General features: G+C 48.9%; 22 protein-coding genes. 14 read left to right on the top strand and 8 right to left on the bottom strand.

All coding sequences use genetic code 11. The annotated features are described in order from the left end of the window. Positions 1-3: 3 nt before the first annotated feature. The 3 genes from IEX60_RS05810 to IEX60_RS05800 form a co-directional block, all read right to left on the bottom strand. Entirely contained in the window at positions 4-3432 is a 3429-nt protein-coding gene (locus IEX60_RS05810) for a TonB-dependent receptor (protein ID WP_229717439.1), read from the bottom strand. 202 nt (positions 3433-3634) lie between these two features. Beyond that, positions 3635-4768: a FecR family protein gene (locus tag IEX60_RS05805; RefSeq protein ID WP_188748399.1), complete on the bottom strand. Its 1134-nt coding sequence runs from the start codon at positions 4766-4768 to the stop codon at positions 3635-3637. 72 nt (positions 4769-4840) lie between these two features. Further along, positions 4841-5425 carry an RNA polymerase sigma factor gene (locus IEX60_RS05800; RefSeq protein WP_188748398.1) on the bottom strand — a complete coding sequence of 195 codons (585 nt, stop codon included), beginning with the start codon at positions 5423-5425 and terminating at the stop codon, positions 4841-4843. A 280-nt stretch (positions 5426-5705) separates the two neighbouring features. Between IEX60_RS05800 and IEX60_RS05795 the strand changes: the two genes are divergently transcribed. Further along, the gene (locus IEX60_RS05795) at positions 5706-5915 is read left to right on the top strand and encodes a DUF2683 family protein (RefSeq protein ID WP_188748395.1); all 210 of its coding nucleotides are present in this window, start codon (positions 5706-5708) and stop codon (positions 5913-5915) included. 485 nt (positions 5916-6400) lie between these two features. Here IEX60_RS05795 and IEX60_RS05790 read toward each other — a convergent pair whose 3' ends face one another. Next, positions 6401-7282: a hypothetical protein gene (locus IEX60_RS05790; RefSeq protein WP_188748393.1), complete on the bottom strand. Its 882-nt coding sequence runs from the start codon at positions 7280-7282 to the stop codon at positions 6401-6403. A gap of 194 nt (positions 7283-7476) precedes the next feature. Here IEX60_RS05790 and IEX60_RS05785 point away from each other — a divergent pair, with 194 nt between their 5' ends. From IEX60_RS05785 to IEX60_RS05760, 6 genes are all read left to right on the top strand, one after another. After that, positions 7477-7773 carry a hypothetical protein gene (locus tag IEX60_RS05785; protein ID WP_188748391.1) on the top strand — a complete coding sequence of 99 codons (297 nt, stop codon included), beginning with the start codon at positions 7477-7479 and terminating at the stop codon, positions 7771-7773. Beyond that, entirely contained in the window at positions 7770-8690 is a 921-nt protein-coding gene (locus IEX60_RS05780) for a DoxX family protein (protein ID WP_188748388.1), read from the top strand. Before IEX60_RS05785 ends, IEX60_RS05780 begins: the two co-directional genes overlap by 4 nt. A gap of 11 nt (positions 8691-8701) precedes the next feature. Then, positions 8702-9784, top strand: a complete 1083-nt coding sequence (locus IEX60_RS05775) for a hypothetical protein (protein WP_188748387.1) — start codon at positions 8702-8704, stop codon at positions 9782-9784. A gap of 260 nt (positions 9785-10044) precedes the next feature. Next, a complete protein-coding gene (locus tag IEX60_RS05770) occupies positions 10045-10518 on the top strand; it encodes a hypothetical protein (protein ID WP_188748385.1) in 474 nt (157 codons plus the stop codon). Continuing rightward, positions 10497-11084: a MauE/DoxX family redox-associated membrane protein gene (locus IEX60_RS05765; protein ID WP_188748383.1), complete on the top strand. Its 588-nt coding sequence runs from the start codon at positions 10497-10499 to the stop codon at positions 11082-11084. Before IEX60_RS05770 ends, IEX60_RS05765 begins: the two co-directional genes overlap by 22 nt. Before the next feature lie 170 nt (positions 11085-11254). Continuing rightward, a complete protein-coding gene (locus IEX60_RS05760) occupies positions 11255-11617 on the top strand; it encodes a hypothetical protein (RefSeq protein WP_188748381.1) in 363 nt (120 codons plus the stop codon). Positions 11618-11670: 53 nt separating this feature from the next. Here IEX60_RS05760 and IEX60_RS05755 read toward each other — a convergent pair whose 3' ends face one another. From IEX60_RS05755 to IEX60_RS05745, 3 genes are read right to left on the bottom strand one after another with little or no spacing between them, the layout of a single operon-like run. Beyond that, positions 11671-13038 (bottom strand): RagB/SusD family nutrient uptake outer membrane protein, encoded by a 1368-nt coding sequence (locus IEX60_RS05755; RefSeq protein WP_188748379.1) that lies wholly within the window; start codon positions 13036-13038, stop codon positions 11671-11673. A gap of 14 nt (positions 13039-13052) precedes the next feature. Then, a complete protein-coding gene (locus IEX60_RS05750) occupies positions 13053-16259 on the bottom strand; it encodes a SusC/RagA family TonB-linked outer membrane protein (RefSeq protein WP_188748377.1) in 3207 nt (1068 codons plus the stop codon). Positions 16260-16277: 18 nt separating this feature from the next. Continuing rightward, positions 16278-17354 (bottom strand): TlpA family protein disulfide reductase, encoded by a 1077-nt coding sequence (locus IEX60_RS05745; RefSeq protein ID WP_188748375.1) that lies wholly within the window; start codon positions 17352-17354, stop codon positions 16278-16280. 659 nt (positions 17355-18013) lie between these two features. Between IEX60_RS05745 and IEX60_RS05740 the strand changes: the two genes are divergently transcribed. From IEX60_RS05740 to IEX60_RS05710, 7 genes are all read left to right on the top strand, one after another. Further along, positions 18014-18526, top strand: a complete 513-nt coding sequence (locus IEX60_RS05740; RefSeq protein WP_188748373.1) for a helix-turn-helix transcriptional regulator — start codon at positions 18014-18016, stop codon at positions 18524-18526. 33 nt (positions 18527-18559) lie between these two features. Further along, positions 18560-18796, top strand: coding sequence for a hypothetical protein (locus IEX60_RS05735; protein WP_188748371.1), 237 nt, complete (start codon positions 18560-18562; stop codon positions 18794-18796). Beyond that, positions 18796-19053, top strand: a complete 258-nt coding sequence (locus IEX60_RS05730; protein ID WP_188748369.1) for a Txe/YoeB family addiction module toxin — start codon at positions 18796-18798, stop codon at positions 19051-19053. Before IEX60_RS05735 ends, IEX60_RS05730 begins: the two co-directional genes overlap by 1 nt. Positions 19054-19160: 107 nt before the next feature. Further along, complete coding sequence (locus tag IEX60_RS05725; RefSeq protein WP_188748367.1) at positions 19161-19400, top strand: hypothetical protein; 240 nt, start codon at positions 19161-19163, stop codon at positions 19398-19400. Beyond that, the gene (locus IEX60_RS05720) at positions 19387-19779 is read left to right on the top strand and encodes a type II toxin-antitoxin system VapC family toxin (RefSeq protein ID WP_188748365.1); all 393 of its coding nucleotides are present in this window, start codon (positions 19387-19389) and stop codon (positions 19777-19779) included. Before IEX60_RS05725 ends, IEX60_RS05720 begins: the two co-directional genes overlap by 14 nt. A gap of 75 nt (positions 19780-19854) precedes the next feature. Next, positions 19855-20253, top strand: a complete 399-nt coding sequence (locus IEX60_RS05715; RefSeq protein WP_188748363.1) for an integrase core domain-containing protein — start codon at positions 19855-19857, stop codon at positions 20251-20253. A gap of 503 nt (positions 20254-20756) precedes the next feature. Beyond that, positions 20757-22262 carry a M43 family zinc metalloprotease gene (locus IEX60_RS05710; RefSeq protein WP_188748361.1) on the top strand — a complete coding sequence of 502 codons (1506 nt, stop codon included), beginning with the start codon at positions 20757-20759 and terminating at the stop codon, positions 22260-22262. 125 nt (positions 22263-22387) lie between these two features. On the opposite strand, the gene IEX60_RS05705 is transcribed toward IEX60_RS05710, so the two are convergent. Continuing rightward, entirely contained in the window at positions 22388-23254 is an 867-nt protein-coding gene (locus tag IEX60_RS05705; protein ID WP_188748359.1) for a DUF1735 domain-containing protein, read from the bottom strand.

Here is a 23254-nt window from a genome sequence, read left to right as displayed (position 1 = left end):
CACTTAAAATACCAAATTCAATCCCGCGGTAAATGTCCGGATGTTCGGATAGGCCGCCGTATAACTATCCGTTTCGGGATCAATTCCGGTGTACGGACTGATCACGAAAATATTATTCGCGGCTACGTTTATCTGAACCGAAGAGAATACCCCGTTTATCCACTCCTTGGGTAGCTTATATCCCAATGACACATTCTGCAGCCGGATGAACCAGGCATCCTGCAAAAAGAAATCGCCATAACCGTAGGTAGAGTAGTTGGCAAACGTACTCGGGTTGGTGGTCGACGGATTCGTGGGCGTCCACCTGTCTTTGACGGTTCTCAATGAATTATAGCCCTGTACGGCGGTTCCCCACGCACTATAGCCATAATTCACATAATTGGGATCTGCCATCCTTCTGCCCAACAGCCCGTTGAAATCAAAATTCAAGCTAAAATTCTTGTAGGAGATGATGTTGGTCAGGCCAATCATGTACCCGGGATCGGAGGTTCCCAGCAGTACATTGTCCGCCTCGTCTATCATGCCATCCGGTTGCCCTGTTCTCAAAAACACGCCGTTCTCATCCACGACGGGGTTACCTGACTCGTCTCTCGCAAATCCGTCAATGTCCTTAATTTTTATCTGTCCGGGCCGCAGCAAAGGCTGGGAAACCGGAATGTCCTCGCCGATCTGTAATATTCCATCGGCAATCCGGTAGTGCATGGGCCTCAATGGGTCGTTAGCATTTTCAAATACACTTGGCTTCCAATCCGGCGCCCTTTCCAACCAGGTATCTCTATACATCGAAAAATTGGCAATGGTGCGCCACTGGAAATCCTTTCGTTGGATATTCCGCGTCGTTACGCTGACCTCTACGCCCCTGCTCCTTGTTTTCCCTACGTTTGCCCAAACTTCATTTACCTCTTGGTAAGAATTGAGCGGTTTTATTTGCAGCAGATCAGAAATCTGGTTATTGAACAGTTCGACCGAACCCTCTATTTTGCCGTTGAACAATGCGTAGTCCAACCCCAGGTTAAGTCCCGTTGTTGTTTCCCATTTCAGGTCCGGATTTTCCAGCCTGGACAAAGACACTGCCATCATCCGTGTATCGTCGCTTGACAACCAACCGGGATAAGCCGAATAAGCTGCAAATGCATTGCCCCCAATGGCGGCATTCCCGGTTTGCCCATAACTCAGCCTGACCTTCAATTGCGTAAACGTACCTTTTATATGCTCAAAGAACGGTTCTTCCGCTACATTCCAGGCCACTGCCGCAGACGGAAATGTCGCCCACTTGTTGTTCCTTGCAAATACGCTGGCTCCATCTGTACGCAACGTGAGGGTAACCAGGTATTTGCTCTTGTAGTTATAGTTTAACCGGCCAAAATAAGAAGCGATCATATTCTCCGAACTGTAAGAGGTTGAGGGAAGCTGGGTGCTGCCGGCATTCAGGTTGTTCCATAGAAATGCATCCGTAATAAATCCCGAAGCTGCGCTGCTCTCACTTCGCTCGTAGAATTTTTGCCTGGACACACCCCCCAAAACATCAAATTTGTGACCATCTTCCAGTGTTTTCGTATAATTGATCGTCCCTTCCAACAGGTAATCGTCGCGATCAAAATTACTGATCGATGCCCTTCCATTTTCCAATGCACCGTGTATGGTCGTCTTTGGCAAATACGTGTTCCTTTTCGTAACGCCCCTATCCAATCCCGCTTTCAACCGTATCGTCAAATCTTTGATCGGTGTAATGTCTGCAAATGTGTTCAGCAGCATCCGCTCTACCCTTCCTTCGTCGGAAATTGTCAGCATTGAAGCGGGGTTGGGCTGTAATGGGGCCTTGGGGTTCAGCAGATAGTTGCCATTTTCATCTTTCTCCTGAATCTGGGGGCCCATCTGGAGCGCCATTCGTATGATTCCGGAGTTTTCATATTCTTCGCCCCCCAACTGGGTATTGTCATTGCCTATCCTGCTGCCCGTGAAATTGAGTCCCACTTTAACATATTTGCTTATATCCTGATCGATGTTTGCCCGTACAGAATACCGCTTGAAGCCGACATTTTTTACGACACCGTTCTGATCGTAGTAATTTCCTGATATCAGGTATTTCGTATTGCTGTTCCCGCCGGACATGGACAGGTTGTGTTGCTGTGTGGAACCGTTTCTCATGACCAGATCAAACCAGTCGGTTCCCCTGCCCACGTTGTCAATGGCATGTTGCGTGAAAGGCCTGCGATAAGGGATGTCATTTACGGGCTGCGCCTGCGCCTCCTCCAGCGTCCGCTCGCCATAGGGATAAACCTGGTTATCCCACATCCATTGATCAAAGGACGACTCGTTACTCACCGCCATCCATTCGTTCAGGGGCAGCACATCGAAAGAGTTGTCATACGTCTGAAAGGAAAAATTACCGGAATAATCCACCCTTGCTTTTCCTTCCTTGCCCCGTTTGGTCGTTATCAATACAACGCCATTGGCCGCCCGGGCACCATAGATAGAGGTAGCACTCGCGTCTTTCAGCACTTCTATCGATTCGATATCGTTGGGATTGAACGAATTGAGGATACTTTGCGTGCCTCCATCGTACCGATTTCCGGCTGCGGGTTGCTGCAGATCAGAGATGGGAAATCCATCCACGACAAACAGGGGCGCATTGCTTGCATTTACCGAGCCCGCTCCGCGGATCAAAATATCAATACCGCCTCCGGGTTGGGCGCTATTCTGCTGTATGGTCAGCCCCGCCACCTTGCCTTTCAGCATGTTGCCTATTTCAGGCCCCTGGGACATCACGATGTCATCGGCTTTCACGGACGACACGGCCCCTGTTAAGTCAATTTTCCGTTGGGTGCCATAACCGATCACCACCACTTCGTTGAGCGAGCTTGCCACGTTCTGCAGAACCACATGCATTTCACTTCTGGAAACCGGGATTTCCTGCGGGGAGCTGCCGATAAACGAGATCGTCAAGACGGCCCCGTCTGCTACGTTCTGCAAAACAAAATTACCGTCATTGTCCGTGGTAGTACCTTTATCGGTTCCTTTGACGCGCACGGACACTCCCGCAAGCGGTATGCCCAATGAATCCGTCACCTTGCCTTTCACGTCTGTATCTTGCACCGGGTGGGGCAACGCAGGCTGGTCATTTCCGGTCTCGCCCGCCGGTTTGGGACGAATGGTGATCACCTGGTCTACTACCTGGTAAACAAAGGGTTGCTGGGCAAACGCCTGTTTAACCACTTCCAGCACAGGCTTGTCCTGCATATTAAGGCTCACCGGATTGGCCTGCCCTAAATACCGCTGGTCATAGAGAAAGGTATAACCACTCTCTTCGCTGATATAAGATATCACTGTTTTCAACGATGCCCCCTCAAACCGCACCGTGATGCGTTGTGAATAGGCGGCCATTGCCAGCTGGCAGAACAGGGCCATCAAAAGCACTCCTGTCCATTTCATAACTACAACAAATTTTATCTGACAAGGAATAATGGGTACGGTTACCTTGGTACGTAATCCGCCCATCATTCTTGTTTTGGGTTTAATCTTCATACCTTTGTTTGTTAGGTTAAAATAAATTTGATTAAATAGCGATCGTTATTTGGGCCTATCAATCAAATCGGTCATGTTGGCGCATGGCCGATTTCACGCCCTTCACGTATTACTTCACCATCCGTATCCTCCTTCCTTCTTGTATTTCAAATTTCAGTTCGCTGGTTAGTTCCAGCACCCGCAAGACACTGGATAATTTGACGTTTCTTGGCAGCTTACCGTTGTATCGGTTATCCGGAAGGCGGTCTATATCAGCAACCTGTACATCGTACCATCGCGCCAATTGGCGCATCACGCTTTTCAGGTCGGTATCATTGAATAGGAAATATCCTTCCTTCCAGGCGATGAACTCGTCTGTCTCTACCGCATGTACATGCGTATTCCCTTCCACCACCACGGATTGCTCGCCGGGACGCAGCTGATTGACGGTATTGGATGTCCGGTTTTCGATTTGAACCATACCCTCCACCAGTGTAGTCTTCACCGCCTGTTCGTCGGCATAGGCATTTACATTAAAATGCGTCCCCAATACCCTCACCGACTGCTTGTCGGAATGCACAATAAAAGGCGCTCCGACATGCGCTGCCACCTCAAAATAGGCCTCTCCTTCCAAATACACGTTACGTTCCTTACCGGTAAAACGCGCTGGGTAGCGCAAGGAAGAAGCTGCGTTGAGCCATACCTTGCTCCCATCCGGCAGTACCACTTTGTACTGCCCTCCTCTCGGAGTGGTTAGCACATAGTCTCTTGGCTCACCCGGTTGTTGCAGGTTGTCTTCCAGCAAGGGGCTTCCATCGGCATAATTGACCGCGCCACCGCCTGCCATTACGATGCCGTTTTCGTCTTCCCGCAGTTCGATGGCGTTTCCATCGGCCAAGGCCAGCAAGGCCTTGTTTTGCCCCGGTTCCACATCGTGGGCAAGCAACTCGTGGACATCCGGTGATTCGGTGCGGTACAAATACTGGTAAATCGAAAAGGATAGAGCGATCGTGACCAAGGCGGCTACGGCGATTTTCATGGCAGGTTTCAGCCAGTGAAATCCGACTTTGCGGGGTTGTGTTACGTGCGTCAAATGTGTCCACATTTCCTGTTCTACGCGGGATAATTCTTCCGCAGGCAGATTGGCTTCCTGCCCCGGTTCGTTCCATTGCCTATACCAATCGATCAGGAGTAATTTTTCCTCATCGGAACATAACCCCTGCCGATATTTTTCCAATAATCGTTCTGCTTCTTTTTTTCTCACGATCGCGTCCTTTCGTTTCTATAGAGTATGACGGACGAGAAAGAGAGAAGGGGGATGGAAAAAAGAAAAAAATCAAAAAATATTCAAGAGGATAACTATCAGCAAATAGTAGCTCAGCCTTTCCTTCAGGATCTTCAGTGCTTTCTTCACTTGGTCGGTTACCGTTTGGTCGGTTATATTCATCTGTTGGGCTATTTCTTTATGGGAGAGGTGGCCGTGCCTGCTCAGTACGAAAGCCTCGCGCATACGTGGAGGCAACACGGCAATCTCTTTTTCGATGATCTCCTTCATCTGCCGCTCGCGCACAAGGCAGTCGGTGTGCTCTTCGCTTCTTTCCAGATAGTCCTGCAGGTTTTCCAGGTAGTTGCCTGCCAATTTTTTCTTGGACAGCATGTCAAGTATCCGATGCCGTACCGCTGAGTGAAGGTATGACGACAGGTCGGCGTTTCGCAGGGAGATACCCGATGCTTTCGACCATAGCTTGGCAAATACATCCTGCACCGCATCCTTGGCCTCTTCCCGATCACGCAGTTTATTATAGGCGGCGGCATACAGTTGCCTGTTGTATTTCAGGAAGACAACCCGGAAAGCGCCTGCATCACCCTGACCCAACAGGTGCAGCAGCTCTATATCCGTCATTTGATGTAAGTCGCTCATACTAAAATAAAAAGCTCCTAAACTATACGTATGTACCCGCCCTGAGAATGTAAAAAGGTTTTATATTGCTTAATCCGTCAATATTAGCAAAGATAGTAGAAAGTAGCAAATCCGGGGTAAAAACAAACGGTTGCGCAATTTACGGAAACCGTTTGGAAATTTGGATTTTACGGAGCCCCTGTTGGCGTTGAAAGCGTGACAGGGGCTAAGTAAGCTTCCGCCTATTGAAAAAGCGGTATTTTTTGGTATCTTAGCCTGACCGTTATCAATGGACATACAAATGGATACATATATCGTACACCCCAATAAGTCACAGGAGAAAGCTCTCAGGGCATTCCTTGAAGCTCTTAAAGTACCCTTTGAACACCAAAGTGACGAGACGTTACCTCAGCATGTCATCGAAAGTATAAAAAGAGGACAGGCGGATATTGACGCTGGACGAACGATTACCTTTGAGGCATTCAAGGAAAAAATTGCCAATAAACGGTGAGCTTACCTATCGACCTATCCGAACGTGCAGTCGAATCCTTCGATGCAATTTGTGCGCAGATCAATGAAAGGTTTGGAGAGAAATATGAAAGGCGCTTTGAAAAAAACACTATCAAAACATTAGAGCTAATTAGCCAGAATCCATATTTGTATCAAGCAAGCAAATTTGATCCTACTATCAGACGGGCCTTAATTGACAAAATATCCTCTGTATTTTACGAAGTCAGACAGGATCGTATTAAGGTCCTTTTCTTTTGGGACAATCGGCAGGAACCGATGTTTTAAGGCGGATAAAGGAGTGGACACCCTCCGCCGGAAGGCGCCGCATCATAGAGGAGTCAGCTGGCGGTTTCACTGCGGTCACCTTGCGGTAAGGGTGCCGAAAACCGCCAGCATACCGCCAGCTCACGGCTCGCACACCGCCAAGCCACCCGCAGCAGTTAGGTAGCGGTTTGGAAGCAGGGTAATTGCTTTCCAAAAACATGTTTAAGAACCACTGGTCTCCCTTACCAAACACGCCTGATACCAACCCATCACTTCATCTACCCGCTCTTTGCGGACATACGTACAGGATTCTTTATCCGGATGCAGTTCACTGTAATTCGGCGGATCGAGCCAAACCTCCAGCCGCCTTTTCTTGTCGGGCCTGAGCGCTCGGATGGCTCGCCAATGGACGATATAGTTGCGGTTTATCCAGCAATAGTTATCCGGGTCGATTTTTGGCGCCAGCTTTTTCAGCGAAGTATCCAATGCCAGCGGAGGCAATTCCGGGTCACGGCGAAACACCCGCTGCCGGTCATCGAAGGAATTCATGTAAGCTACCTCCCACTCCAGCGAAACTTCTTGCACCCGACCCGTTTCGTCCGTACCCAAGAGATGCTTAAGATACCCGTCGCGCGGGGACACCCCGGACTGCATGAATCCGACCGACATGGGCATAAACACAAAAGCGAAGTTCAGCGCAATCAGGTAAATCGCCGCCCACCACGGAATGCCCCTGCCATTCTCAAGCAACAACAAGCTTTCGCCCAGCGCGCGCCAAAACAGGTTGCTGTATGCATACCCCAGCAACCCCAGGCCAAAAATCCCCACCACAGCCTGTGCGAGGTAACGCCGCAACATACACCGCATCAACCACGGCCAACTGTTTAACGCGAGCGTAACCACGAATACGGCAAACGCCATACCGAACGCCGCGGACATGAATGCCCAAATCAGTAATCGGAATTCAGGATGAGGATACATCCGGTACCAAGGCCCAACAGACCACATGGTCAGTAACGAAATGACCATCACTTCCCCTACCAAAACCGAAAGGATCGGAATCAGCCAGTAGCGGAGCGATTTGATACGATCAATCATCTTCATTGGCCCGGTCGGTTCAAACACCGATTAGTTCCATGCTAAGGTACCAAATAACCGTACGTTTCACAATTGTAATGCTGTCCATCGATGGATGGACAGCACACATTGGCAGATGGATAGCGCCCATCGACGGATAGACACGCTCTCTGGGTGTCAATACCATACCGCTTGCGTAAGTTTGCCTAAAACCCACTAAAATGAAAACCACGCACTTCAATGAGCTGTACCACTGGTACCTGCACGGATGCCGCCGCATCGCCATCCATCCGCTAGCCCTCCCCGCTGTGTCGCTGGCCTTTGCATTGGTATTAATCGCCACCCCGTCGCCCTGCTTTGAGCCCGAGGAGAAAGCGCACCTGCAATTGCTGGATGAAATCCAGCTACGGAAGCGGGTGGCCCAGTTACACGCTTATCACGAAAGCCGCAACCCCTGCGACGTACAGGAGCGGATGTTGCTCGAATCGATTGACTCACTACGCAGGGTAAGCCCATGAAAACCAAAGCACTCCCTATCGTCCGTATCGGCATTGCACTGGTTTTCCTTACCTCCGGCTTTGCCAAGGTGCTGGATACCCAGGCCTTCGTGGCGTTGGTGCACCGGTATGTGCCGGGCAATCTGGCTGTCATGGCTGTGGTTATCCCTCCTGTTGAAGCCATGCTGGGACTCTGCTTATTGCTTGGCTACCAGCCCCGCGAAATTGCCGGTACGCTTGCCTGGCTCACCCTGGCTTTTACGCTTGTATACAGCTATGGCCTCGTAACCAAGGGCATCACCGACTGCGCCTGCTTCGGTTCGGTAAAAAATCTGCAGTTGCCCCCTTGGGGGGTATATATCCGCAATACACTGCTCCTTATGGGCGGCTTCTGGATGGCCAGCGCGTATCCAGCCCACCGGGAAGCAGCGCCGGTCAACCGCATCCGGGGCGCCATCGTCCTCCTATTCGGCGCAGCAGCCTTCCTGCTCGCCGGGATGAGCTTCGACGGGCCCTTACGCCGGAACCGGGTTGATAACCCGCACTGGCTCGGACTTCCACGAAGCCGTACGCCTTTTGCCGCACTGCCCCTCTCCGCCGACAGCACGTACGCCCTTTACCTCTACCGGCCCGACTGCCCCTTATGCAAAGACATGGCCGCCAATGCGGCATCGTGGCGGGAAGCCGGATTGGTGGACGCCGTGGTAGCCCTCACCGCCCGGTCGCAGGCAGCAGTATCGGATAGCCTGTTCCGGCCCGGTTACGGCCGGTATTTCGATACCCTCGGTTTGCTTACCGACCAGCAGATGGTTACGGCCGTATCCCATGTACCCACACTGGTCGTCATCGAAGGCGATACCGTGAAGTATATCCATACTGGGCACTTGGCCAACGGGTTCCGCATCCGGCCAGTGCAGCCAAACAACGAAGAACCCTAAACCGATTACCTATGCTGGTACTTCTACAACTGTTGCAACAAGCCCTCGATCAATGTGCGGATGGCAGCCATGACGCCAGCCACATCAGCGGCATCTGCCTGCAACTGCAGGTAGATGTACCCCGTACATTCAGGGAATACACCAGTGCAGAGCTCGCCGCCATCGATTTCCTGCGTTACCACCGCGGCCTCGTAGCCTTGTACAAATGGGCGTTGGCGATGGCCGACAGCATCGTCGTGCTATCCGTATGGAAGCTGTTGACCAGCCATGAACGGCTTTTTGCCGATCTCATCCCACCCCGCGAACCCTTACCGGACTTTCACGTGAAGGTATTACAACACGAAAGCCACAGGGAGCTACGCCCCACCATCGAAAAGCTCAAACAGAAAGAAGTACCACCAACGCTCCTCGCGGAAATAGGCCATGCCCTGACCGCTCTTTTTACAGAAGGGAAAGCACCGATGCCCGTTTACCATCACCGCACCTACCTACCCGAATTCATCGGCATGCTGCGTCAGCTCGCCGAAGACCAACGTACCAAGGACTGGCCGAAGCGCTTCATGGAGGCGATGGTTAATTACAATTTCAATTACATGGGATTCTTCAACCGGTGGAAGGAGCACCTCAGCGACGAAATGGAACGGGCCTGGGCAGAGGGGCGGGCAGACGAGGTGCTACGTCGGTGCCAGGAGACTGTCGAACTTTATCACACCCTTCCCCTTGCCTTCGACCCCAACCGGCCATCGCTCAAAGTATTAATGGAAACTACGGTCGCCCATCTGTGGGAATCGCTTTCCGACACGGGGTCCAATAGCCACCCCCTACGCACCAATGCACTCGCAGGCGATATTGCCGTCCGCTTCCATTACCGGCACAAGGCCGGTGAATTTGACTATGATACGCAACAGGAGGCGGCCAGGGACTTCACCAATGCCCACCTGAGCAAAACAGGCCAGCCTGTATCCGCCCATACACTCACCAAGTTTGATAAATCCGCATTATACGGCCCAGCCCTACGTTACCGCAGGCAACTGATCAAGGAACTGGAGCTGCTCGAAAAAGACTTTAAGCTCAACAAGACCGAAAACCGCTAACCTACTTTTTTTCACATTTCCCGGGGAATGGATTTTCCCCATCCGCCCCCCACATTGTCCAGCGTGCCGGATGCGGCCAACCTACCTGATATGCATGATTCCGGCAAGCAGCGAAAGCGCGCGCAAAAGATATTGGGGAATGAAAATTCCCCGGAAAAACACGTCACACGATACCATATGGCAACCTACGTCCCCCATTCATATCAGTAGATTCCTATCTTCTTTTGTATCGATGACAATAAAACAATGGAGGTCAAAAGATGAAAACATTACAACACATACCGATGAAAACCTGGGCAACCTCGCCTACCCCAGCCACTACTCCGGCGATGATCCAAGCATTTTGGCATCGGCTCTTCCGCGAACGGACCCATCAGGTCAAGATGGACTGGCTGCAGGGCTTCGGTAATATGGTCTATGCCGATACCTATGCTTCGCCGTTCATCATCCGGCTGTACCACAACGACCCAAGAGATAAGCGGGTGGCCTACCTGTCGGTTACAGGTGGATGCGTCGAATGGCGTTTCGGCATCAAGGCTGTAGGCTTCGAGCAATGCCCGGTAGTGGCCGATCCGAAACTAATGGAATGGCTGGACAGTCTGTTCTGGTTTTACACCGCCACCGAATCGCAGAAACAGCAAATCAGCAGATTGACCGATATCCAACGATTAGTTTCCGAACGGATGTATACAATTAAGAAAAAACAAGGGTTATGGAAAAGAAATCCATCATAGTAGGTATTATCAAGTTAGCGTTGCTTGCCTTGTGGGTTCCGGTAGCCGTAGAGAAGCTGTGGGATCTTTCCGGGTTCTACAGCACCCTGCGGCGTCAGCCGATTCCGCAGTGGAGTGCTGACATCCTGTTCTGGTTGCTACCATTGTTAGAATTGGGTGCCGCAATACTGCTTGCCTGGCCCCGAAGCCGAAGACGCACCCAGCAGGGCATGTGGCTATCGGCCATCCTGATGCTGGTTTTTACACTATTCATTCTTTTCGGTGTGCTGGGTTGGTACGAAAAGCGCCCGTGCGGATGCGGATCGGTGATCAGCGGGCTCTCATGGAACGATCATCTGTGGTTCAATGCCGTTTTCTTCCTGCTGGCGGTACTTGGTGTGTGGCTTACGTGGCCCACGCGCCAAGCCAGCGGCTGCCGGCGGAAATACCGGAAGTCCGTGCAGATATTCCGGCAGCCGGCCGAAACCCGCGATATTTCCGGACACTTTATTGTTAAACGATGTGTGTTTACTTTTCCTAAACGTTTTCCCCGCAAGTTTGCACTATTCAGGCGCAGGGCCTTGTAAAAACTCACCCTGTCTGTGCGAAACTACCGAGGGTAAATGTAAAGGCACGTGACCGGAATCTCCACGTCAGTGACCGGAATAATAAGTGTAACGGCTTTGAAGAGCCATAAGTCAAATCAAACCTTTTTTTGGGGTGCTTTTTTTCCAAATGCGAAAGAAAAGTCCATTGTATGAATAAGATTGTAAACAAAGCAATAGATATAACGAAACGTTACTTTTTTATGCTGGCCCTGACGGGCATGATGATCGGGTTTTCGGCCTTTAAGTTTACCGAGAAAAAACTCGATACGGCCTGGTATTCGGTAACCGTCGCTCCCGGAGGCAGTCCGGAGAACGAGGAAGAGCTACTGATCGGTAACGAAACAGATGCTCCTTTTATCGGTTCGAGCGAAGACCAGTGTGCGACGGAAAACGAAACCATCATGTGTTCCGTCCAGCTTACGCTCGATGATCCGCAGGATAAACCTGAAACGATTGCCGAAGCAAGGGATACTTTTGGTACGCTTCTTACCGCCGATCATCCGGAAGAATGATGATGGGAGATTACCGAGGCGGCAGGAATCTGCCGCCTCGGTAAATTGATCACTTACCTGATATTTTGCTCAAGCTTATTCAGTTCCACTTCATTATCCGGTATCGGCCAGACCCACCTCGGATCTCCCGCGGGCAATTCATATCGCTGTCCATCAATCATCCGTACCAAGGTTCCAGCGAAGCGCGGATCATTGCTCAACCGGCGTAAATCCTCCCATCGCGTACCCCGCATAACCAGCTCCTTACGGCGTTCCTGTAAGACGATCCGCAATACTTCTTCAGCATTACTTTCCTTTATCGGATCAAACATCCCATCGCGGAACCGGTACCGCAACAGGTGGTTTAGGTCTTCAAGTGCCCCCTGAACATCACCGAGCCTTGCCCTGCATTCCGCACGTGTAATCCACATTTCATCAGTAGCCAATCCAATCCATGTCCGGGTACTCCTCACGTACCCCCCACCGAATATCGTTGCCCCGTTAGTATGTGCAAAGTAGTAGACATCCCTACGCAGATCGCGATCACTATATAAGGCCAGTAACGTGGTATCCGCGTTAAATCTGGCAAGTCCTACAATTGTCGCGGCCCCGCCACCATTGTCGAACAATACTTCAATATTTTGGTTGACATCCTCAGGAAATGGATAATTTAGTGTCGGATCAAGGGTATTTAAATCGATCAGATCGTCCTGTAATTGCAGACTCAGGCTCGCATGCTTTTCAGCGAGTCCATAGTCTGCCATTTGAAGGTAAATCCTGCTGAGCAACGCATGTCCAGCAGCTTTGTTTGGTCGCTTTTTATCAACTGCCATTTCGGGTAGGAGCTCCACGGCCGCTGTTGCGTCATCCAGTATCCGGCGGTATGTCTGTGCCAGCGTACCACGTCCTACCCGTTGCGTCACATCGTATTCAAGCCGGAGCGGGATGCCGGGTACCGAAGCGGCCGTCGCCGCATCGTAGATTTGGCAGAAGAGCTGGGCGAGCTGGTAATAATTCAATGCACGGAAAAACAGCGCCGAACCCTTTACGTTTTTCCACAGGGCGATTTCCTTGTCCGCCGGTGTAATTTTTTCAACTTCCAACGCCATATTGGCGTATAAAATCCGCTCGTAGGCACGGTTCCAATCCGCCGACTCGTCGCCTTCGAAGATTTCCGTTGCCCATATATATGCGTTACGCTCGTCCGCTCCGGAGAGTGTGGTCAGGGTCCCATCGGGGATATAATACTCGTCGCTTCCGATGATTCCAAGCTCGACACTTGCCGCGGTATTCATCCGTATATGGTTGAGTAACGCATCGTAGTCCTGCACGGTGTTCGGTACGGTGAGCCTGACATCGGGCTTGATATCCAGAAAATTCCTGCCGCAAGCCGTGCAAACGAGCAATGCGGCGAGAGACAAAACTGTTTCTTTTTTCATCATGTTCATCTTTATCCTTAAAAATCTACTTGTACACCAAATGCAAATGTCCGGGGGGCAGGGTATTCGGCCGTTACATAGTCCGGGTCAATGCCCGTTTGGGTCGACTTCCATAAGATACCCACGTTACGCACATAGCCGTATAGCCGAATACCGGCAATAGGCAGCCGTCCCAGCAGATCACGTGGAAATGCATAGCTGAGATTCACATCCTGTATACGTACGTGATCTCCCCTATCGACAAGGGCTTCGGAATGCCGGTATACCTGTGTCCTGTAGGTTTCCGAGCTTTCGGCCCACGCGGGCACATCGGTGATCCGTTCGTCGCCGGGCTTCTGCCACCGCCGGAAGTAGTCCATGTGATATCCCCCGTCATATTCCACACCGGGATAAATTGACTCCCTGCGAAATACGTAGTTGGTTTTCCAAGTGACCAGCACACTCAGCGCGATGCCCTTCCAGGAAACATCATTCCTGAGCGACCCGTAGAAAGACGGTACCCTCACACCTTCAATACGCAGGTCTGCCGGATCGTAGTTGCGGTAGTAGTCGCTGTATTCGGCACCAAGCGCCCCGTCATACCATACCAACGGCATGCCAGTTTCGTGGTCCAGGCCCGCCCACGGCAGCGCGTACAGGGCATCCCTGGACCGGCCGACCACAGGCGGCGGGCTGGTGAAATAGTTCCCTATAGTCGCGACTTCCCCGGTATTGAAGTGCGTCACGCGGTTCCGCACCCAGCTTACCATCAACAGGCTTTTCCAGGTAATGCCGCCATTCAGGTTCAGGCTGTTTATCTGTACATCAACGCCCTTTGTCTGTAAGTCGGCATAGTTTATCAGGTTGGTTGCTACGGCGGTCCCTCCCGTTATGATACCCGTGCTCGGCGGCAGGTAATCGGCACCTATAAGATCCTGTGCCCATTTTGTATAGTATTCAATACTGCCGGTTATACGGTTGCCCATCGTCCGCCAATCCATGCCCATGTTCAGCGTGTTTACCTGTTCCCATCGCAGTGAGGGATTCCCCGCGCTTTGCAGATCGGCATATTGAAGGTCACGTCCGGTATCCATCGCATAGCGGATAACCGGATATGCACTTACCGATTTGTTGACATTCCCTGCGCTGCCATACGTCCCGCGGAGGCGAAGGTAAGGCAGCCAGTCCGCGATGGGATAGAAACGCTCCCCGCTGGCTTCCCAGCTCCCGCCCACCGACCACAGGGGAGTTCCCCGCTGGTTGGTCTTCACCCCAAAGAGATTACTGCCATCCCACCGCAACGAGGCGGAGAGTATATACCGCTTCCTGTATGTATAGCTTCCGTTGCCATAGTAAGACAGGAACCGGTCCATATAGCCGTCCCTTCCACTCGGCTGCTCGGGAATGGTACCCGTTAGCCGCGGTCTTGTCGGGTAGCGGGTTACGTAGTCAAAATTGGTGTTGCCCGTGCGGTATTCCGGGTCGTAGTTATACAGCCGGTAACCCGGTTCCGTTTCGCGGACGCCACTGCGCATTTCGGCACCCGCCAGCAGTGCCACCGCATGGTCACTGCCGAAATCACGGCTATAGTTCAACTGCCCCCTTGCCGAGTGGGCATGTTGCCCGGCTGGACGCTGGCCGTACAGGATGTGGTTATGAGGGATCACCTGCGTGCCGTCCTCCTGGGTATAGCGGTTTACCAGATTACGCACGTAGTAGCTGTCCGGCGTATAATGCTGGATGGTCTGGCTTTCGCCCCGAACAAACTGGTAGTCGGCAGACAGGTTAAAATGCCGGAGGAATGCGTACCGCACACCGCCATTGAGCCTCATTTCAGTGCCTTTCGTGCGGTTGTCGGCCATGGTGATTTCATCCAGCGGCCGGAATTGCCAATCCAGTAAGCCTTCCGCGGCCATGCTTTCCTTATAGGGCATGCGATAGTCCTTCACGACGGGTAGACTGTTTCCCATTTCATCCCTTAGCCGGATATAGGGCGAAAGGCCGAAATTCGTGGCGCCGCTGCCCAGGTCATCGAGCGTAAGGCCATTTGTTTCGGTACCCTGGCTGGTATACCATATACTGCCGCTTAACTCTAAACCCTCCAATGGCTTGAATGTATTCTGCATGTTGATGTTCAGCCGATCGTTGCCATTGCCCACTATCGTACTCCGGTTTCTGTCATATCCCAGACCGAAGGCGTAACGCATGGTTTCACCGCCGCCCCTTACATTCAAGGCATGCTGCCTGTATTGCGAGGGTCGGTAGAGATAGCGGAGTGCTTCGTCGCGTACCTCGGTATTGCGGAGTATGGTTTCCTGTTGGGTAAACTTCTCTCCGGAGATCAGTCCTTGGTCACGCCTGATCAACAGTTCCACATACTCCGGGAACGGTGCCTGGGTAGCGGCCTCGTTATAGTAGCCACCTCGTTCGTACTTCTCCTTCTCTATCTGCATCACGATGTCGCTGGGCAGCCGGTTTTGGTTGTAGAACAGGTCCGGCTTTTCCCCGATGGTTACATTGTTGTTGAAGGATATCTGTGCCTTTTGGCCGTACCGTCCCTGCTTGGTAGTGATCACGATGACCCCATTGCCCGCACGGGCACCCCAGATGCTGGCCGCAGCGGCATCTTTCAGTACGGTAACGCTTTCAATGTCATTGGGGTTGATGGTATTGATGTCACCTTCGTAGGGGAAACCGTCCAACACGATCAGCGGTGTTTCATCGGATTGTATCGTTGCCAATCCACGCACCCGTATGTCTGAGGCCGAAGTGCCGCCCGCATTGGTGAACTGCACGCCCGGTGCGATTCCCTCCAACCGTTGGAGGATACTGCCCCCGACAACGCGGTTGAGCGTCTGGTTATCCACATGCACAAAGGAACCCGTGGCCCGTTCCCGGGGCACTTGGTAATATCCCGTATTGATTACCACCTCTTCCAATGTCTCTGCTTCGGGCTCCAGGTATATTTCCAGTAGCTGTTGTGGCTCAACGGTCACCGGAATGTATCGGGGAATGTATCCCACGAATGATACCAGCAGCGTATCATTGCCCGTCAGTTCAAGCTTGAACCCTCCATCCGGCCCGCTGTGCCGGATCTGACCGGCTTTCTTCAGTTGCACGCTGGCACCGTGCAACGGCATCTGATTACTGGATGAATAGACAAATCCGTTGATTTCCTGTTGTGCGATGCATGGCCATATCCATGCAAGCACATAAAAAGCAGCTAATGCGATCTTACGTTTCATGATTCAGTTTAGGGTTGGTTAATTGATTGTATCCTGTTTGATTAGATTTCCATAATGCGTCACATCGGTTACCGAAGGAAAGTTTTTGATGTTACCCGCCAAAATATCTCCGATAATCCCGGCGTCGTATGAGCGCCAGGACGGTATGGAGAAGACCTTACCATCCTTGATAAGTACCACTCCGCCCGGTGTCTGCTGGGTGAAGAAATGCCTGCTTACCAGCACCCTTCCCTCCCCGATTACTACCGGATATTTCCATCCACGGTGCTGCACAAAGGGAAGTGCCTTGTAATCAAAATCCATGTGTATGGTGACCACATCGATTTCCCCGGGATAATGCCGCTGGATATCGATCCATTTTTCCACCGATTTGATGCAGGGGGCGCACCATGTGGTCCAGAGATCGAGCACCAGCAGCTTGCTGTGTTCATATTCCCGGAGCGTGATCGTATCCTTCCCTTCGGGATGGTTGACCACCCATAACGGCAGGTCCCACAGGTAATCGGGTATCGTATCCCCCGGCACCAGACCGCCCACCTTACTGAGGTCGGGGTTATGTTTTATCTTGGGAAACCTCACCAGGTCCGCATCTTTTTCCAAAACGAGTCCATTGTTGGTTTGGGCAACAGATGGAACGCTGAGGATGCCCAGCATTAAACAGGTAATCCCCAAAGCGAGGCCCAGCCCGCTACGGGCTGGAACCTTCGCATGGGTCCAAACACATGACTTTTCAATATTTTTTCGACAAATGCACACAAACGGACTAAGCTGCCACGGACTTAGAGCAGCCGCCATCCTCCGTGTAGATATTCTTGCCCCATCTTTGCTCCACATATTAGCCACATATTTACCACGTATTCGCCACTTTTTGTATGGTGTAGAATAAGTGTAAGGTACCCGGGTAACACCGAAGTAAAACTTATCTATTAATCGGCGATAACGAGAGACAGAATCGTGACGTACGATCCCGGGGCTCCCATCGGGTTGTAATTGTTTCTGTTTATAGCTTAGTTTGTTTGTTGTCAGCTGATTGATAAACAGCAGCAACCTGATTTTATAGACGTAGCTATCCCCTAAGCGTAATTTTTGCTTCATTTGTTCGTGTTTTGGTCAATTTCTCAGTGGCATTAACGAGATCGCTGTCACTAAGTTTATTGTTGGATTTAAGTGAAAGAAAACGTTGGTTAATTTGATACTTTTACCAAAATCAAACGGGGCGACGAATAATATTTCTATAACGTTGACTGCTCAGGATAGATAGTAGTTCGCGCTGATCGGAAAAGACCGATTCACGGAATTGATTTTCGGTTAGGTAGATATGCTGCATTCCTTTTCATTTTGTTGGTTACACGTTTTGGATTCGCAGCGGAGAGAGAATTTGACTTTTATCAAAAGAAAAAGGTGTGGTTCTCTACCCGCCCCCTCACCAGCAAGTTCGGAATGAGCGGGTGAGCTGCCCACACCTTTCTCTTATATATTCATAGAATACAATACAAAGGTATGGGGCTCCACCCGAGGCAACTGTATATTCCTAATTTGCTGGTGAGGACACAGATGCTTCTTCGTAAAGCCTTATTTACGGCCTTCAAAAATATCAAATTATGTCGAATTTTCGGTTATCATCTTGTTTTCGGTTATTAAGAACGCAAATATAGGCGTTCAGATTTCCCGGCAAATTTTCTGATGGGTGTAAAATACATATTCCGTACACCCAAAAACATTTTGTATATTTGTGGTATCAGCAATACACCTTTATGATGGCACAAGCACGAAAAGTTCATCTTGGTCAGAATATACGTGATATGCGCGTGCTGAAAGGCATGAAGCAGGAGACTTTAGGCAAATTGATTGGCATGGCCCAACAAAACGTATCAAAAATGGAACAGAAAGAATTACCTTCGGAAGAAATCATGGAACGGGTAGCTAAGGCAATGGGGACCACCGTTGAGGCTATTAAGAAGTTCAATAAAAATAGTGATTTTCAATTCTTCTTTTGTGCAACCAACCAGCACAACCATCCCATCAAAGAGGTCATCAAGTATTTCAAGGAGGAGTTGTTGAAGGAATACGAAGAAAAAGAAGCATTAAAAGACGAGCTTTCGAAATTGAAAGCCGAGTTAGAGGCACTGAAAGGTGGAGAAGCGCAACATGCAAAGCCCGCTCAGCCAGCAAAAGCACCTTTGCGTACGAAAAAGAAAACGGCTGCAAGCGAAGAACCCGTTGCAGATGGAAACGTGCGTTCTATGACCGGAAGTGGAAAGGGTTAAGGAATTTTCGAACAGTAAACAAAAGGAGCTGATATGAATACCATCATTATCGAACATGCGGATGAAAAGCTAACCTCGCTTTTTCGGCAAATGGCCGAGATTGCCGGTGTTCCTATTAAAATTAAAACCAAGCCTGAAAAAGAAAGTAAGGCAATCAGTAACCCTGAGATATTAAGGGCTATTAAGCAATACGAGTCCGGCAAGGTAGAAGGCACAACGATAAGTCCGGAAGACTTGAAAGTACAACTTGAAAAAATGGTTATCGGGTAATGCTGGATATCAATATTCAGCCTTTGGCATGGGGTCATTTGGGTTGGTGGGCCAAGAACAACCCCAAGACCCTATTGAAAATCCATGAGCTAATTACTATCACTGCGCGGACACCGTTTGAAGGGGTTGGGAAACCCGAGCCCCTAAAGCATAGCCATAAAGGCTATTGGAGTCGTCGGATAACACAGGAACACCGCTTGGTATATAAGGTGGAAAGTGAGCGGATTGTGGTTGTTTCCGCAAAAGGGCATTACTAACCACCACTGATATTGCGACAACGGATGGAAACGAACATTCTATGACAGGGAGCGGAAAGAGTTAAGTAAATTCAGTAATTTTGCATTAAAACTGAAAGGAGGCACACATGTACTCAGAAGCGAGGAAGCTGCACTTGATAGAAGAAGTATTGAAAATAAAAAGCGACGACACATTGTTAGCCCTCGAAGATTTTTTAAATAAAGCAAAGATTAAAAGTAAAGCGAAGCCTACGAAAAAATCTGCTTTCGCCGAGTTCTCGGGGATATGGTCGAAAGAAGAAGCCGAAGAGATAGAACGGGCAATCGAAGAGGGGTGCGAAACCATACATCCTGATGACTGGAAGTAACATCATCCTTGATACAAACATCGTCATCGAGTTGTTTAAAGGTAATCCCAATGTCATCAAACAACTTGGGGTTTTGCCACTTGTCAAAATATCAACTGTCGTTTTGGGCGAGTTGTTACTTGGAGCTTATCGCTCATCCAATTTCGCCAAACATGTGGCACAAATCAACGGCTTTCTAAAGAAATGCGAACTCATAGGCACTGATGCCAATACAGCCAATGCTTATGCAATGATTAAAGCGGCTTTGTTGAGTAAAGGCAAACCAATACCTGAAAATGACATCTGGATTGCAGCAATAGCAAGGCAACATAATTTGACGCTAATAACACGAGACGCTCATTTTAGGCAAGTAGAAGATATAAGTACTGAAAATTGGTAACCTTTATCGGCAACGGACGGGAATGTAAGGAAGATAAAGGGGAAATAAGGAAGCGAATACAGGGTGAATGATAAAATGATAATTGGTATTTTTGCATTATGGAAGCAGTGCTCGGACAACGGACCGGAATTTGTCGCCGAGGCCATGCGTGGCTGGTGCGAGAAAAACGGCATCCAATGGGAGTTTATCCAACCTGGAAAGCCTACACAGAACAGTTTGATAGAACGTTTTAACAGAACTTTCAGGCAGGACGTGCTGGACAGCTACATGTTTGACAGCCTCCCGGAGATAAGAAAATTCGCAGAAGCATGGGCGTGGATGTATAATAACGAAAGACCACATTCATCGCTGGGGCAGTTGACGCCGACAGAGTTCCTGTTGAAATATGGGAAACTCTCCGAGTTTCCCACATTCCAACAGGATAGCAATAGCAATTCTGATTGGAATTCTTTAGTTTTGAATGTAGCTAGCTAAGGGAAGATTACATATCCACATAGAGATATTTGACAATCTTCAGCAGAATCTGAACTCCGTGAAGTAACAATACTATCAACAAGACTCTCACCATTTTGTTATAGTCCGTCGACCTTCGATCAACTAAAAAGATTTCATCCGAAAATATTTGGATATTAATATATCATTGTGTACATTTACTAAGCCAATTGAATCAGACTTCCTCAAGTTAAGCTAAGGTTGACAAGATGGACAACAAGTCATAAGATAGACTATAAAATTAAGCTGCCTTTTTAAAATAAAATAACAACTACCAAATATTAGTATATTAGTCAATTTCATTTATTTGAACGACGTTTTACGTAGTTTAAAACATTTGCATAGACTATATGCTGGACTCAGACGTCATCCTATGTCATCCCATTTAAAAATATTAATGTATTCCAAGAATATAAGATATGGTTAATCAACTAATCATCATTGAATATTCAAACAAATATCAACGGTTATTTTAATAATAACTAATGTCTACCTTATTAAATTTTAAAATGAACTCTTTCTTTGAACTCCGACGTATAAGCACTTATTTGATATATATTTTTGCTTTACTACTCCTTGACGCATGCCATAAAGCAGAAATCAACGAAAATATGTCATCAGCTATTAATGAATTGCAGCAACATAATGAACTTATATTGCAGGATTCGGTTGGGTTGAATTGTGGGACAATTGCCTCCGAGGACTTTCTAACCCAACGCTTAGGTATTAAAACTTATAAACTTAGCGCCATAACAGATAAAATTTTTCTGGTCCATTTCCACATTGTTCGCAAAAGTGACGGAACGGGTGGGTTAACCACTTCACAGGTGGATCAGGTTCTGTCCAACCTGCAAATGGGAATGGAGCAAGCAAGTATATGTGTAGCTGAAAAAGGCCGATCTTTTATTAATAATAGTACATTCTACTCCGGTTCCCCCTCTACAAACTTTAATAATATTGTGACCACCAACAGACAAAGCGACGCTATTAATATTTATTTATTGCCTACAGAAGCATTGTCATTTGGTAGAGCAGTCGATATTCCTTCAAATGCTCTAGTACTTGCTGGGTCATACGTGTTGACTCCGGTGGTCGCCCATGAATTTGGTCATTGCTTGGGACTTTTTCATACCCATAGAGGGACTGCTGACGATGGGGTGGGTGGGCCAGCCCAATGCCCTGAATTGGTCAATGGAAGCAACTCGTCTACCTGCGGTGATTATGTGACAGATACACCGGCAGATCCCTATCAATGGCAAGGTTGTGTTTACGTTGGCACTGGTACCGATGCAAATGGTCAACATTATTCGCCTTTAACAGATAACACAATGTCTTATGTATCACCAAGTTGTTTACAAAGTTTCACTCCGCTACAAATCGCTCGAATGCATACAGCTATTGATAACAATTCGACCCTACAAAACGCGATGAGTCGAATTACAGGTCCCGACGTCATTTGTACAAACGGGACCTATAGTGTCAGTAATCTTCCTTCTGGCGCAACTGTTACATGGACTACTAATGGTGGTTTGAATATATCCGGCTCAAATACTGCAAATCCTGTAACTGTGGTCAATACATCAGGGAGTGGAGGGGCCGTCATTGCAGAAATCACAACTACCTGCGGTAGTTCTTCAGTAACCAAATATGTGCTTGCTGGTACTTCTATAGTATTGGGAATAGAGGAAATGATCGACCTTCAAGATTCTCCTTCGGGGGATAGGTTCACCGTATTGGCCGGAATAGGCAATTATAAATATACAGGAGTACTAAAGATAAAAAACCTTAACGGTGTACCCACCACATATTCATGGTCTAAAGTATCAGGATCAACAGGAGCTCCTATCATAGGTTGGTCAGCACAGGGGAATAAAGTTACAGTTTACTCAAAAGGTGTTAACAGGTATATCAAATTAAGATGTACTGCAACAACTTCCTGTGGTTCTTCTTTTTCGAAAGATTATACATTTTATACAGGATTCGCCCCTTAATCATTGTCAAGCGAAATTGGGTCCTTTTATACTAGTTTAAAAATCCCCGGCAAAATTGGCCGGGGATTTCATTAATAACAATCTCAGACGATAGTCTCTTAAAAAAAGGCCATCTTTATAGTCGCTTAATTCCTAACAGCGGTCTCGTCAAACGTATAACCACCGCCAAGAATCGTAAACTTCACATGAAAGCCATTATCATCATAGCTGCTTTCCACCACCTGCGCCCCATAACTAGAAGTTTTGGTGGCGTCCCCGTATGCACCGACTGTGATTGTTCCGTCTTCGTTGAATGTGTATTCCGTGTAACCTGTGAAGTAGCCACCGATGCCATCTTTACTCACCGTATTTGCATTGATAGTTGGCATGTGAACATCCTCATTCGTTGTAGCACTTACGCCACCTGTAATCACGGAGATAAAGGAATAGTTGGCCTCAAAAGCACTTTGTGCAACAAATTGGATCAACATATCCTTAAAATTACCGCTGATCAAATATCCTTCTTGATCAACACTAGCAATCCGGAAACCAAGCGCGTATTGACCTTCTAGTAACACAGTCGGGTTAAAAGCGATATTTATCGGCGTAGTTACAGAACGGCTACCTCTGGGAATGGTAACGGACAACCCTCCTTCTATCGAAAATTGATCCGAAGGAAAGCCAACGAATTCACCGTCATTGGCTTCATTCCAATTAGCGATGATTTCTTCGCTATTGTCCAATGTCAGATTTACCGTGATGTCTTCACTTGCGGGCTCTTTGGATGCCAACGCTACTGTCAGGGTACGAAAAACAGTATCCTTATCTTCCGGAACAAACGACGCCGCAATTACGTGCGTACCACTTGCAGATGGTAGTTCGATGATTCTATTGCTTTCAAACGCCTCATCATTGACACCATATTTAAGGTCCTCGATATTCTGATCTTTCAAACACGATGAGAGTCCCAAAGCCATTACGGCCATTGGAAGTATTTTATATAATATTTTCAT

The sequence above is a fragment of the Parapedobacter defluvii genome (genome assembly GCF_014642075.1).
Classification (GTDB): domain Bacteria; phylum Bacteroidota; class Bacteroidia; order Sphingobacteriales; family Sphingobacteriaceae; genus Parapedobacter; species Parapedobacter defluvii.
Note: the sequence above shows the minus strand (reverse complement) of the source record. Positions and strands in the feature narration are given on the sequence as shown.

Coding starts and splice junctions, on each gene's coding strand:
- IEX60_RS05730 (WP_188748369.1), top strand. CDS start 18,796: ATGCTGGATATCAATATTCAGCCTTTGGCATGGGGTCATTTGGGTTGG.
- IEX60_RS05795 (WP_188748395.1), top strand. CDS start 5,706: ATGGATACATATATCGTACACCCCAATAAGTCACAGGAGAAAGCTCTC.
- IEX60_RS05770 (WP_188748385.1), top strand. CDS start 10,045: ATGAAAACATTACAACACATACCGATGAAAACCTGGGCAACCTCGCCT.
- IEX60_RS05800 (WP_188748398.1), bottom strand. CDS start 5,425: ATGAGCGACTTACATCAAATGACGGATATAGAGCTGCTGCACCTGTTG.
- IEX60_RS05755 (WP_188748379.1), bottom strand. CDS start 13,038: ATGATGAAAAAAGAAACAGTTTTGTCTCTCGCCGCATTGCTCGTTTGC.
- IEX60_RS05720 (WP_188748365.1), top strand. CDS start 19,387: ATGACTGGAAGTAACATCATCCTTGATACAAACATCGTCATCGAGTTG.
- IEX60_RS05780 (WP_188748388.1), top strand. CDS start 7,770: ATGAAAACCAAAGCACTCCCTATCGTCCGTATCGGCATTGCACTGGTT.
- IEX60_RS05775 (WP_188748387.1), top strand. CDS start 8,702: ATGCTGGTACTTCTACAACTGTTGCAACAAGCCCTCGATCAATGTGCG.
- IEX60_RS05715 (WP_188748363.1), top strand. CDS start 19,855: ATGATAATTGGTATTTTTGCATTATGGAAGCAGTGCTCGGACAACGGA.
- IEX60_RS05735 (WP_188748371.1), top strand. CDS start 18,560: ATGAATACCATCATTATCGAACATGCGGATGAAAAGCTAACCTCGCTT.
- IEX60_RS05810 (WP_229717439.1), bottom strand. CDS start 3,432: ATGAAATGGACAGGAGTGCTTTTGATGGCCCTGTTCTGCCAGCTGGCA.
- IEX60_RS05705 (WP_188748359.1), bottom strand. CDS start 23,254: ATGAAAATATTATATAAAATACTTCCAATGGCCGTAATGGCTTTGGGA.
- IEX60_RS05765 (WP_188748383.1), top strand. CDS start 10,497: ATGGAAAAGAAATCCATCATAGTAGGTATTATCAAGTTAGCGTTGCTT.
- IEX60_RS05745 (WP_188748375.1), bottom strand. CDS start 17,354: ATGAAGCAAAAATTACGCTTAGGGGATAGCTACGTCTATAAAATCAGG.
- IEX60_RS05725 (WP_188748367.1), top strand. CDS start 19,161: ATGTACTCAGAAGCGAGGAAGCTGCACTTGATAGAAGAAGTATTGAAA.
- IEX60_RS05710 (WP_188748361.1), top strand. CDS start 20,757: ATGTCTACCTTATTAAATTTTAAAATGAACTCTTTCTTTGAACTCCGA.
- IEX60_RS05750 (WP_188748377.1), bottom strand. CDS start 16,259: ATGAAACGTAAGATCGCATTAGCTGCTTTTTATGTGCTTGCATGGATA.
- IEX60_RS05760 (WP_188748381.1), top strand. CDS start 11,255: ATGAATAAGATTGTAAACAAAGCAATAGATATAACGAAACGTTACTTT.
- IEX60_RS05785 (WP_188748391.1), top strand. CDS start 7,477: ATGAAAACCACGCACTTCAATGAGCTGTACCACTGGTACCTGCACGGA.
- IEX60_RS05740 (WP_188748373.1), top strand. CDS start 18,014: ATGATGGCACAAGCACGAAAAGTTCATCTTGGTCAGAATATACGTGAT.
- IEX60_RS05790 (WP_188748393.1), bottom strand. CDS start 7,282: ATGAAGATGATTGATCGTATCAAATCGCTCCGCTACTGGCTGATTCCG.